Source organism: Methylophilus sp. Leaf416 (assembly GCF_001424665.1).
Taxonomy (GTDB): domain Bacteria; phylum Pseudomonadota; class Gammaproteobacteria; order Burkholderiales; family Methylophilaceae; genus Methylophilus.
Map to the genome: position 1 here is coordinate 281,519 of NZ_LMQS01000004.1, position 12,901 is coordinate 294,419.

The window sequence follows — 12,901 nt, forward strand, 5'->3', positions numbered from 1 at the left end:
GCTATTTACCTTTTCCTGTCGTGTCTTTTGTTGTGTCCTGCTTTGCCTGCTGCTGCACCTCATACCAATCACCACCAAAGGCTTTGTAAAGGGCAATCCACTGTAAAACTCTGTTCTTTTGCTGCGTCACTACATTCAGCTCGGCATTTATTTTCTGGCGGCGCGCATCTTCCAGTGACAGCAAGTCGATACCACCGGATTTCCAGTTCAACTCAGCCGCCTCGAAATAACGTGCATATTGTTGCGCACTGGCCTGCTCGGACTGCGCACGCCGGTTGGCGCTATCGAGATTTACCAGCGCCTGCTCCACTTCCTTCAATGCCTTGCGTACATCCTGTTTGTAAGTCGCCATCAGGCTATCAAAATTGGCGCGCGCTTCGGCCAGGTCGGCACGTAAAGTACCGCCATCAAAAATCGGCAATTTAATTGAAGGCCCATATGACCAGGTGTCAGCGCGGGTGACCGTACCGCCAAAGTTTGTGCGGCGATAACCTATCGAACCGCTCAATGTCAAACTTGGATAAAGTTGTGCTTTGGCTACGCCTGCATTGGCGCTGGCCTCCGCGAGGTTACGCTCATCAATTGCCAGATCCGGGCGTCGTGTCAGCAAGCTTGCCGGCAATGCATTGACTTCAAACATTGCTGGTTGCGGCACGCCTTTGCCTTTGGCGAGTAAAGCTTTAAGCTCCGTTTCCGGGTAGTTGGTTAATTCAACCAAAGCTTTTACCAAACCTTCACATTCTGCCTGCTGACCATCCAGTGTAGATTCACTCGCATGTGTCGCTGCCTCTGCCAGCGCAAGGTCAGACGGGGCAGTAAAGCCGGCCTTGGCAGAAATGCCTGTCAAACGCGCGGTTTCTTTCCGCGAGTTAAATGCGCCTTGCAATGCATTCACCGAAGCCTGGCAGGCACGATAATTCACGTAGTTGTTCGCGACTTCTGCCGCTACCGTCAGGCGTGCATCGTGCCACGCGATTTTTTTCGCTTCCAGTTGTGCTTTGGCTGCTTGTTTAGCTGCCTTGATTTTGCCAAACAGATCGACTTCCCAGCTGGCATCCAGCGTAATCGAATCAATCTCAATCGTAGTGGCAGGGAACGCTCCGCCACCACCACCGCCTTTACTGCGGTTCATACTACCGGTGCTGGTTAAATCAGGAATCCCCTGCGCGCGTGCGGAAAGTACGTTAGCTCGCGCGGTACGGATATTAGCCAGCGCAATTTCCAGCGAAGGGCTTTCTTTTTGTGCCTGTGCCAGTAATTGATCCAGCACCGGGTCTTTGAATTGCGCCCACCAGTTGGTTAATGAACTGACGTTGCCGTTATGTGGTAACGGTGCTTGCCACTCCTGAACCGTGATCGGGTTGGGGCGGATATATTCATCAATGACCGAACATCCGGCCAGCGGCAGTATGCATAGCCAAATCCAATGTTTACTTAACTGCATTGGCTGGCTCCATTCCGTGTAATCCGTGCAAAAACAAATTCACCACAAAAGTGAGGTGCTCTTCGGCATCCCAGTCTGGACCTAGTACACCAAATAAAGCCTTCTGACGCGGTGAGGCAATCAGCAGCTCACAATAAGACTCGGCAGCGCGCTTGAAATCCAGGGTCGGCAACATGTTTTTTGCGGCATAGAAACTAAAGATATCAGACAGCATTTGATGAATCCGCTCCGGCCCCACCGCTTTCATCGCGCGGGCTAATTCCGGTAAATGCGAGGCTTCGGCCACCCCAATTTTAAAGAAGGACAACATGCGCGGTTCCAGTACTCGATTGAGCATAAAGCGGCCAATATCGGTCAGCACCTGCTGCAGCGTCTGGTTAGATAGATTATCGATTTGCACCATGGCAGAGACATCTTTTTCCACCATATGTTTGATCGCTGCAATTAGCAGCGCATATTTATTATCAAAGCGCTCATAAATGGTTCGCGTTGAAACCCCGCACACGTTTGCAATGCGTGCAACGCTGGTTTGTGAAACACCTTCAACCATAAACAGCTCTAATGCCTGCTCCAGCATCAACGCATGGCGTTCGTGCTCGGTGCCCGCTTTGGGGCGGCCAGCTTTAACTTTATGGGGTGAAATGTCCATTGCGGATAAAAATGTAGGATTCTGCATAAATAAAAATAAAACGTTTCATTTTTATTTTAAGCATTTTCTCTAACCACGCAAGTAGTTTGTTGTATCAGCCGTGATACTTGAGTGTCCCGATGATGATTACCGGTGCTTGTCATGCAGGTTTTGCTATACTCGCATCACTTAAATTTAAACGAGATTGCTCAGGCATGGCGCTGAAATCCACCATCTATAAAATAGACCTCAATATTGCGGATATGGATAGGCATTACTATCAACAGCACAACCTTACGCTGGCCAAACATCCCTCGGAAACGGATGAGCGATTAATGGTCCGTTTGTTGGCGTTTGTGCTGTATGCCGATGAAAACCTGGCATTTGGGAATGGACTCAGCGAAGAAGATGAGCCAGATCTGTGGCAAAAAGATTTAACTGGCGCGATTGAACGCTGGATATGCGTTGGGCTGCCGGAAGAGCGCGAAATCCGCAAAGCCTGTGGCAGATCAAGACATGTGGTGCAGGTGTTATATGGCGGCAGGACTGCCGATATGTGGTGGGCACAGAACAGTAAAGCGATACTCAAGCTCGACAATGTCACGGTGATTAACCTGCCTGATACCGAGCAACTGGCGGCAGCTGCGGCTAGAAGCCTCTCGATCAGCGTTACAATCCAGGATCAGCAAATACTAGTGAGTTATGAAGACGGTAGTTTCGAGCTGGAAGTGATACGCTTGAAAGAAGTTGAGTGAGAGAATCATTGAATTGATACTAAAAAGCCAGCACTGCTGGCTTTTTTATTATGGAAACAAATGATGTTCGGCAGGCCATATCCCAGTGTAAATTGCCTCCGGATGACGGCTGGCTAAACGGCGGCGAATCTCACTCAGCCTGCGCAATGGCACTGACACAATCATCAGGACATTACCCTGTTCCATCGCGCTTTTATACGACCTGATACGATAACTGGGCGCCGCTGTTGCCACCGCAGCTGCCCAGGCAGCACAAGCCAACGCGCCTAATATGATGCAGTAGGGGATCACGGTGAGCGAAACTTCGCCAAACCACCACGGCACCATATAAGCCAATACGCCACCAAGCAAACCAAATAAAGCGCCGAACAAAAAACCGCCCATGGCGCTATAAATAACATCGGATTTTTCCATGGCGACTGCTTTAGGCAAATTACCCAATTCCTGCTCTTTTTCGGTATGAAAATGGATGTGGTTTTCGTCAATTCTATCCAGCAGTAACTTATCCATCATGATGTGGGCAGTGTTGACATTCGGCAAAACAAAATAGAGTTTTCGTCTCATTACGTTTCTCCTCATCGATTCACATCATGTTGTGATGTTGGATAAGGTATTAGCCCAAAGATTCACTTTTTAACACATGTGAAAGTGCAACTCACTTTTCGATTCAAACCAAGGAATCACGTACTAACTGCTTAATTTATAGGTATTTTTAATCTTCTAGCCTACCCATCCACACACTCTTAAGCTTGCTCAACTTGTAGCGCAGCCCTGCTCCTTCGTTAGAAAGCGCGTCCAGGAATAGCGATAACCTTCTGGATTTAATCACTGTGTAAAACGTAAGCAGGCTAACCGGGATAAACACCAGTGCAAAATAAGCCACCTTTTCCATCAAATTGCTTTGGGTAAGATCTATCAGGTTCATGCCCAGCAGTCCGCTGGTCATGGTGCCTATCAGGCCCAGAATCGTGACTACTGTGAGTCGCACCACGGTATCGGCCTGGCGTTTGATTTCTTCGCCTTCCAGGTATTCCGCCATATCCATAATGCGGCGGCGGGTTTTTTCAAACAGGCTCACAGAATCCAGCTGTTTCAGCATCAGGGTGAAGAGGTCTTTGGCGACTGCCTGGTCTGACACATTCTCAAACCAGTAGCGGTGCGTAAATCTTAAAAATACTGCCGTTGCATGGCGGATGCGCGCGCGGAATGCCTTGACCGAATCTTCTCGTTGGATATCCAGCCGGCTGATGGCTTGTACCATGCGGTCAGACAGCATCAGCAGGGCCGCTTTCTGGAAATGCGCAATCAGGAACAGCAGGAAATACTGGTTCTGGTAATGACGCTTGATACCGGTTTTCTCATTGGTAAAAACACGGTGCTGATGACTGCCAACCACCACAAAATTTTGCCCGGTGCACATGATGCGCGTGGTGCTCCATGGGTCTACGCGTGACTCATCCCAGTAGCGGTCATAGCAGTTGTTTTTTTCAAACTCCTGCAAAAAGTGTTCGGTAAAGGGCAAAGTTTCTGAATGCCAGGGCTGGCAGACCAGGCCCAGGCGAATCATATCGCCGCGGCTGAGCTGGCTGACATCATCAAAAGACAGGTAAGCCATCAGCGGCATGCGCTGATACTCTATTTCACGATAGCGTAGCGCGCCCTGCTGCCCGGAATAATGCGGCACCAATGGATGCAGCAACGCCAGCCAATGTAAAGACACGCACGGCACGTGGTTTTCTTTTACATAGGCAAGGTAGCGCCCCTTGTCTTCATAATCCGAGCGGGCAATGACAACACCCTGTTTGTCCAGCCATTCAATGCGCTCTGCGCAGTGTCCGCCTTCACCGGTATCATCCCAATAGTTTGGGTAGGTGCGGCCCAGACGGTAAAGAATCTCCATGGCAGATTTTAATGGCAAGTCGTTGCCGGTAACTTCGAACGCCAGCATCGCAACATCGATGTCAAAAAAGAAATAAAGCTCTACATGCGAAACCCGTAGTAGCAGGCTTTCGGGTTCGTCATGCAATTTAATGCGGACATGGCTGATATCGCTGCGGGTAAAAATATGGATAGGCGACTCGCCATAGCCACCGGCTTCGCGACCGTGGCGGCCTTCGCCGTATAAAAAACGCTGCGCAAATGGCAAGAAAGTGACGAACTCCTGATAGCGTGCTTCACTTAAGTGAGGCGAATCCTGTAAAAATTCGTCCTTTATTTCCACCCATTTCGACTCAGGGTCGGCGCTTAAGGTCTTCCACGGGCAATGCATGGCATAGGGATCGCTGTTTTCCGTCATCAGCTGTATCGGCCACAACAATGTTTGCCGGAAGTCTCTTACGATGCTGCTTTGCAGGTTATCTGCCATCATGCAACCCTATATGCGCTGTGTAGACTGTAGACTATATCGCGTAAGCACTGATTTGAATGTTGAGAAAAAGACTAGCTTTGCTCATTAAATAAGCAAATTTAAAGCAATAAAAAACCGGCGGTTAGCCGGTTTTATTTACAGGGTTTGTACAACCTTTTGGGCAATCAAACTTTCTGGTAAACCTCGCTGCCTTTTTTCACGAACTCTATCGCTTTTTCCTGCATACCTTTTTGCAAAGCGGCCTGCTCATCCACGCCCAGTTTATCCGCATAGTCACGTACATCCTGTGTGATCTTCATCGAGCAGAAATGCGGGCCGCACATAGAGCAAAAGTGTGCTTGCTTCGCGCCCTCCTGCGGCAGGGTTTCATCATGGAATTCCTTGGCTTTTTCAGGGTCCAGGCCAAGGTTGAACTGGTCTTCCCAGCGGAATTCAAACCGTGCTTTGGATAAAGCATTGTCACGAATCTGCGCGCCCGGGTGGCCTTTGGCCAAATCGGCAGCATGGGCTGCAATCTTGTAAGTGATAATACCAACACGCACATCCTCTTTGTCCGGCAGGCCTAAATGCTCTTTCGGTGTCACATAACAGAGCATGGCACAGCCATACCAGCCTATCATCGCCGCGCCAATCCCGGAAGTGATGTGGTCGTAGCCTGGGGCGATGTCGGTGGTCAAAGGGCCTAATGTATAGAAAGGGGCTTCGCCACAGTGCTCCAGTTGCAGGTCCATGTTCTCCTTGATCAGGTGCATAGGCACGTGACCGGGGCCTTCGATCATGCATTGAACGTCGTGTTTCCAGGCGATTTGCGTCAGCTCACCCAGCGTTTTCAGCTCGGCAAATTGCGCTTCGTCGTTGGCGTCGTAGATAGAACCAGGACGCAGGCCATCGCCCAGCGAAAACGATACATCGTACTGCTTCATGATCTGGCAGATATCTTCAAAATGCTCATAGAGGAATGACTCTTTATGATGCGCCAGGCACCATTTCGCCATGATAGAACCACCGCGCGATACGATGCCGGTCATACGCTTGGCCGTCATCGGGATATAAGCCAGGCGCACACCAGCATGGATCGTAAAGTAATCAACGCCCTGCTCTGCCTGCTCGATCAAGGTGTCGCGGAAGATTTCCCAGGTCAGGTCCTCAGCCTTGCCGTTCACTTTTTCCAGCGCCTGGTAGATAGGCACGGTACCGATAGGCACTGGTGAATTACGGATAATCCATTCGCGGGTTTCATGGATGTTTTTACCAGTGGACAAATCCATCACAGTGTCACCGCCCCAACGCGTACCCCATACCATTTTTTCCACTTCTTCAGAGATGGAAGAACCCAGTGCGGAATTACCGATATTGGCGTTGATTTTAACCAGGAAATTACGGCCAATGATCATGGGCTCGATTTCGGGGTGGTTGATATTGGAAGGGATAATCGCACGGCCACGTGCCACTTCGTCACGCACGAATTCAGGCGTGATTACTGGTGGAATACTGGCACCGTAATTCTGGCCAGGATGCTGCGTTTGTAGCAATTCGCTCATGTTTTCACGGCGCTGGTTTTCGCGGATGGCGATAAATTCCATCTCCGGCGTGATGATGCCCTTGCGTGCATAGTGCATCTGGCTCACATTCATGCCAGCTTTGGCACGCAGCGGCTTGCGATGCAGGTTGAAACGCATTTGCGACAACTCGGGATCAATCAGACGTTGCAGACCGAACTCAGAGGTCGGGCCATCCAGCTGCTCTACATCGCCACGTTCCATAATCCATTGCGCGCGCAAAGCAGGCAAACCGTTACGGATATCAATCTCTACTGCTGGGTCGGTATAAGGGCCGGAAGTGTCATATACCACTACCGGGGGATTAACATCACCGCCAAAACTGGAAGGCGTATCACTCAGCGAGATTTCACGGAACGGCACCTGGATGTCCGGACGTGAACCTTGTATGTAGATTTTGCGTGACTTAGCGAAAGGTTTGGTAGCCCCTTCATCAACTTTGGCATCCGCGTTGACGAATTTGATATTTTTGCTTTGAGAAATCTGGGATTGCGGAGTCTGGGACTGAAGGTTTTTGTCTATGGCGTTCATTGGCATCCTTAAAAGATAAAGACGTAAGGATGCGCGGAGATATGCATTCCCTACGGCGGAATAACCCGCATCAGGTTCGAAGGGTAACTCTCACTGTAAAAACTTCGAATGAAATGAAGGATTTACAGACCCCTAGCAAGGAACGAATTGTGCGCGAAAACGCCGGAGAACGCAAGTTTTCATGCATTGAATAATGCAGCATATTGACAGACAGACAGATCTGTCTACAATCACATTTCCCGACACAATAACAATACGGGAAACCCTTTTAAATCAGAGCTCAGGAGAGAAAAATGGACGTCTTATTGATAGGCGCAGTCGCTTGTACTACCGCTTTAATTTTATCCGCATGGTTGATGACTTTTGCACGCTGGTTTCCTATTCAGGGAATCGATGGCGGCTTTCTGGTCGATTACAAAACCATGATCCGTGCCCACGTGGATTACGCCTTGATGGCACTTTTCCAACTTGGCTTTTTTGCTGCATCCAAAACCGCTGGCATTGAATTACATCATTTTGCCTGTGTCTGCATGGCTATCGGCGGCTTTACCAACCCGACCATTTTCACCATTGCGGCATTTGATACCGATTTCTGGAGCAAAATGAAATGGAAGGTATTTTCTGCCATCAGTTTTATGCTGACCACCATCGGCTTTATGACGATTTGTTACCAGCTGATTTGTCACGTGCTGTGTCATTAACCACCTGAAAATCAGCACTGCCTGCCCCAGAAAAACCCTGCATCTGCGGGGTTTTCTGCTTTTCCGACACATGCAAAATACCGATGTATTTCAATCACCTAAATGGCGAAATAGCCTTTAAAAACAGCATTGTTCTCAATATTATTTATCGTATGCACAAGATAAAATATCGCTAGCACGATTAACATTTTTTATTGAGGGCAATCACCGCATGGATTGGTACAGTATTTTCTTTTTCAGGGAAGGATCGCCCACCGCCCTGCTCTATGGAACTTATAATCCATGGCTAGTGATACTATCCGCGCTGGTAGCCATCGGCACCTCGGTGCTGGCGCTACAGCTAACCCGCATTTCACAAAAACAAACTTCGCTGGTGTCACAGAAGTTTTCCATTATCGCCAGCTCAATCTCCCTTGGAGCAGGCATTTGGGCCATGCATTTTATCGGCATGCTGGCCTACGAAATCTGCACAAAAGTCACTTACAACCCGGAAGTCACCATGATTTCGATGATGCCCGGCATCCTGGCCTCTTATTACGCACTCAACCTGATGACAGAGAACCAGCTTGATTACAGTAAACTGATTAAAGGTGGGCTCTCAGTCGGCACCGGTATCGGTGCCATGCATTACACCGGCATGCTAGCCATGAAAATGGAGCCTGTGCTCAAATTTGACCTGGCCTGGGTATTGATGTCTGTCGTTGTGGTGATCAGTCTGGCCACCCTTTCATTATGGACAGGTATTTTCCTCAACCAGACAGGCAAGCTGCCAGCCAAAGTCAGCATCTTGCTAGGCGGTGCGTTAATGGGCAGTGCCATCACCGCCATGCATTACACCGGCATGGCCTCTGCGCGCTTTATCGGGCAGGCACAACCCGGTTTCAATCCTGAGGATAACCAATCCATTTCACTGGCACTAGGCATTACGCTGGTCACCATATTGATAGGCATCATTGCCGCGGCAATCAATGTGCTGATCAGTTACCGACAGGCCCTGGCGAGTGTTCAGGTCAGCGAAACCAGATTATCGACTATTTTGAATACTGCGGTGGATGGCATTGTGACTATCGACACCAGCGGTCAGATTATTTCCTGCAACGAAGCGGTGGAGCGGCTGTTTGGTTGGCAAAAATCCGACATTGAGGGCCAAAACATTTCGATGTTAATGCCCGAACCCGACTTTAAAAATCGCTGGCGTTACTTTAAAACCAATGCTGCAAATGCGCAGGCGCTAGGCGAAGGCCACGATCTAGATGCCATCAAAAAAGATGGTACGTTATTCCCCATTCGCCTGGCAATGGGCGAGGTCAAGCTGCCGAATGAAAGATTATTTGTTGGATTTATTACCGACCTCACGCAGCGTAAAACGATTGAAAAGGTGATCCGAGAAAAAGATCAGCAGATCCGCTCCATGATGAACAACATACCCGGCGTGACGTTCCGCTGCAATCTGGATGAGAACTGGAGTATGCGTCTGATCAGCGATGCTGCGCTGGAAATGACCGGCTGGGCAGTTGAAGACTTCCTGAATGGGTCAGTTAACTTTGCGCAATTGATTCATCCCGACGATGCCCAGCGGATCCAACCAATCGTGGAAGCAGCGGTTGGCAACCGTACCAACTATGCGATTGAATACAGGATTACTGACCGCAATGGTAATGAAAAGTGGATATCGGAGTTTGCCTCCGCCATTTACAGCAACGATGGTAGGGCCGAGGCACTTGACGGGGTTATGCTAGACGTGACCGAATCCAAACACAAAAATGCGGAGTTTGAAGGGATTGCCAATGCCATTAATAATTCCACCAGCATGGCCGAGTTCAGCATTGATGGTTTCGTGCTGAACGCCAATCGCAGCTTTCTGGACTTGCTCGGTTATGAGCTGGTTGAAATCCGCGGCCGCCATCATTCCATCCTTTGTCCACCGGACTTTGTCTCCACAGACCGCTATAAACAAAAGTGGATTTCGCTTAAAAAAGGTGAGTTTGTGCATGGCGAATTCTTGCGCTATGGCAAACATGGTAAGCAAATCTGGATTCATGCCTCCTATAGCCCGATACGCAATATAGATGGCAAGGTCATTAAAGTGGTGATGTTTATGATCGACATCAGTGAACGCAAACAGATGGAACAGGAAATGCTGCAGGCCAAGGATAAAGCTGAAGAGGCGGCCAATGTAAAAAGCACTTTCCTGGCCAATATGAGTCATGAAATCCGCACACCGATGAACTCGATTATCGGTTTCAGTGAATTGCTGCTCGACACCGCCATGCAGCAGGAGCAACGCAATTACTTGTCGACCATCAGCCAGTCGGCCAAGTCCCTGCTGCATTTGCTGAATGACATTCTCGATAGCGCCAAGCTGGAAAAAGGCATGCTGGAACTGGAAATACTGGATTTCTCCATGCGCGAACTGGTCGATAGCGTGATTTCATCTTTGTGGCTGCAAGCACGTAAAAAGCAGATCGAATTAAAGTTATCACTGGATCCGCAAGCCGCTGGTTATTACAAAGGTGCTGAACATCGCATCCGCCAGGTGTTAACCAATCTGCTCGGTAACGCGGTCAAGTTTACCGAATCCGGCTATGTCGAATTAAAAGTTTACCCCACGCCACATGGAGAAATACAGTTTGACCTGATAGATACTGGCATCGGCATTGATGCCGATCGTCTGGAAAGCATATTCGCGCCTTTTACCCAGGCGGATGCCACCATGAGCCGCCGTTTTGGCGGCACCGGACTAGGTACTACGATTAGTAAACAGCTGGTGGAACTGATGAATGGCCGTATCACTGCCGCCAGCACGCTGGGGCAAGGTAGTTGCTTTAGTGTCACCCTGCCTTTAGCAGAGGGCACGCGCAAAGAGAGCCCGATTGAGCTTAATCCCAGCCAGAATTTCCTGCCTTCACTGAATATTCTGGCAGCTGATGATATTGAACAAAATCGCAAACTGTTACATATCATGCTCGAGAAACAGGGCCATAGAGTCACACTGGCCACCAACGGCCAAGAAGTCATAGACGCCCTGCAAACCCGGGCATTTGATATTATTTTGATGGATGTACAGATGCCGGTGGTCGATGGTTTAACCGCCAGCATTCGCATTCGCGAGATGGAACGCGAAGCAGGCTGGGATAGAACGCCGATTATCGCCTTGACGGCCAGCGTTCTGGAGCAGGACCGTTTAGCAGCCAAACAGGCCGATATGGATGGATTCAGTTCCAAACCTATTGAATTACCGTTATTGCTGGCCGAAATGGCGCGGGTGCTGCATGGCGTGACTGTCTCACCACCCGCGACTCACATTGCACAAACCATGACCCAGCAAGATATCGACCTCAACAAAGGCGTGATGTTGTGGGGCGACCTACAGATTTATTTGCATGAGGTCGGCCAATATTTGCTGGAAACGCCAAGGCACATAGATAACTTAACCGACGCTATACAGGCGAATGACCTTGCAACATTAAAGCTCATCGCACATGCCAATAAAGGCGTGAGCGCCAATCTTGCCCTACCGAAAATGCAGTCTATTTATCATGCACTGGAACATATCACAGAAGAAACCTGGCAAGAATCTGGGGCATTGATTGAGAAGTTGCAGACATTTGCCCAAGCATTGCAGCAAGCGTTTACTTCATTGCAAGACTTGCAACCAGCAATTGTTGGAAACCCCGCTGCCAGTGAAGACACGGATATAGACCAGATCATCAGCTGGTTGAAAGCACTACGCACGTTGGCTGCCATGGCAGAACTGGATGATGCGCTGGCAAACAAACTGATGCGGCATGCCCCTGCCGACTGGCGCGAAGCAAGCAATGCCATTGTGCAATCTCTGAACGAGTTTGATTTTGAACAAGCAGTGATGCAGATCGACCAACTACTGGAGACCCAGACACAAGGAATACCTTCATGACGGATTATATTACCCAGCAACCGCGGATTCTGATTGTCGACGACGAACCGCTCAACCTGAAAGTACTCAAGCAAGTTTTGCAGGACGACTATCGCTTAAGCTTTGCCAAGAATGGTATGGATGCACTGGAGCTGGTGAAAAAAGAAAAGCCGCGGCTGATTTTGCTCGACGTCATGATGCCTGGCATGACCGGTTTTGAAGTCTGCAAACAGTTGAAAGATGACCCTGACACCCAGACCATCCCGGTGATTTTTGTCACCGCGCTGGCGGATGAAACCGATGAGTCACAAGGATTTAAAGCCGGTGGCGTTGATTATATTAACAAGCCGATTTCACCTGCTATTGTGCGGGCGCGTGTCAAAACCCATTTGTCACTGATTCATATCGACGAGTTGAAAAGCACGCACCTGGAACTGATCCAACGCCTGGGACGTGCAGCAGAATTCAAGGACAATGAAACCGGTATGCATGTGATCCGCATGAGCCATGTCTCTGGCCGGATAGCCCTGGAAATGGGCATGGATGCGGGCTTTGCCGAACAACTGGTACATGCAGCGCCTATGCATGACATCGGCAAAATTGGTATCCCCGACCAGGTACTACTTAAACCCGGCAAACTGGATGAGGAGGAACTGGCCACCATGCGTACCCATCCTCAACTGGGGGCAGATATCCTGGATAAATCCACTTCACCGCTGATCAAACTGGCCTATACCGTCGCCTTGTATCACCATGAAAAATGGGATGGCACCGGCTACCCATATGGTTTAAAAGGGGAAGAGATTCCGATTGAAGCCCGCATTGTGGCCATCGCCGATGTGTTTGATGCGCTCCTGAGCAAACGCCCTTACAAAGAGGCCTGGCCAATTGATAAGGTAGTAGAAGAAATCAAATCACAAAGCAACCGACACTTTGACCCGGCGGTGGTAGAAGCCCTGCTGAACTGTTTACCAGATTTGATCGCCATTAACGCAAAATGGCGCGAAGAGTAATCTTCAC

Annotated in this window: 9 protein-coding genes and 1 riboswitch; of the genes, 4 read left to right on the plus strand and 5 right to left on the minus strand. The window is 49.4% G+C overall.

The annotated features are described in order from the left end of the window. Nucleotide 1 precedes the first annotated feature (1 nt). Both ASG34_RS11070 and ASG34_RS11075 read right to left on the minus strand, forming a co-directional pair. A complete protein-coding gene (locus ASG34_RS11070) occupies nucleotides 2-1,444 on the minus strand; it encodes an efflux transporter outer membrane subunit (RefSeq protein ID WP_055830481.1) in 1,443 nt (480 codons plus the stop codon). Further along, nucleotides 1,431-2,093: a TetR/AcrR family transcriptional regulator gene (locus ASG34_RS11075; RefSeq protein WP_055830484.1), complete on the minus strand. Its 663-nt coding sequence runs from the start codon at nucleotides 2,091-2,093 to the stop codon at nucleotides 1,431-1,433. The genes ASG34_RS11070 and ASG34_RS11075 overlap by 14 nt, the downstream gene beginning before the upstream one ends. A 194-nt stretch (nucleotides 2,094-2,287) precedes the next feature. Between ASG34_RS11075 and ASG34_RS11080 the strand changes: the two genes are divergently transcribed. Continuing rightward, the gene (locus tag ASG34_RS11080; RefSeq protein ID WP_055830903.1) at nucleotides 2,288-2,827 is read left to right on the plus strand and encodes a YaeQ family protein; all 540 of its coding nucleotides are present in this window, start codon (nucleotides 2,288-2,290) and stop codon (nucleotides 2,825-2,827) included. A 48-nt stretch (nucleotides 2,828-2,875) separates the two neighbouring features. On the opposite strand, the gene ASG34_RS11085 is transcribed toward ASG34_RS11080, so the two are convergent. From ASG34_RS11085 to thiC, 3 genes are all read right to left on the minus strand, one after another. After that, complete coding sequence (locus ASG34_RS11085) at nucleotides 2,876-3,391, minus strand: hypothetical protein (RefSeq protein WP_055830485.1); 516 nt, start codon at nucleotides 3,389-3,391, stop codon at nucleotides 2,876-2,878. A gap of 148 nt (nucleotides 3,392-3,539) precedes the next feature. Beyond that, on the minus strand, nucleotides 3,540-5,195 hold the full coding sequence (locus tag ASG34_RS11090; RefSeq protein ID WP_235559784.1) for a hypothetical protein: 1,656 nt from the start codon (nucleotides 5,193-5,195) through the stop codon (nucleotides 3,540-3,542). A 164-nt stretch (nucleotides 5,196-5,359) separates the two neighbouring features. Continuing rightward, nucleotides 5,360-7,285, minus strand: coding sequence for a phosphomethylpyrimidine synthase ThiC (gene thiC, locus ASG34_RS11095; RefSeq protein ID WP_055830489.1), 1,926 nt, complete (start codon nucleotides 7,283-7,285; stop codon nucleotides 5,360-5,362). 29 nt (nucleotides 7,286-7,314) lie between these two features. Next, nucleotides 7,315-7,429: riboswitch (TPP riboswitch) on the minus strand. A 149-nt stretch (nucleotides 7,430-7,578) separates the two neighbouring features. Here thiC and ASG34_RS11100 point away from each other — a divergent pair. The 3 genes from ASG34_RS11100 to ASG34_RS11110 all read left to right on the plus strand — a co-directional run bounded on the left by ASG34_RS11100 (nucleotide 7,579) and on the right by ASG34_RS11110 (nucleotide 12,894). Continuing rightward, on the plus strand, nucleotides 7,579-7,986 hold the full coding sequence (locus tag ASG34_RS11100; protein WP_055830491.1) for a hypothetical protein: 408 nt from the start codon (nucleotides 7,579-7,581) through the stop codon (nucleotides 7,984-7,986). A 211-nt stretch (nucleotides 7,987-8,197) separates the two neighbouring features. Continuing rightward, nucleotides 8,198-11,902, plus strand: a complete 3,705-nt coding sequence (locus ASG34_RS11105) for a PAS domain S-box protein (protein ID WP_055830493.1) — start codon at nucleotides 8,198-8,200, stop codon at nucleotides 11,900-11,902. Next, nucleotides 11,899-12,894, plus strand: a complete 996-nt coding sequence (locus ASG34_RS11110; RefSeq protein ID WP_055830495.1) for a response regulator — start codon at nucleotides 11,899-11,901, stop codon at nucleotides 12,892-12,894. The genes ASG34_RS11105 and ASG34_RS11110 overlap by 4 nt, the downstream gene beginning before the upstream one ends. The last annotated feature ends 7 nt before the right edge of the window (nucleotides 12,895-12,901 follow it).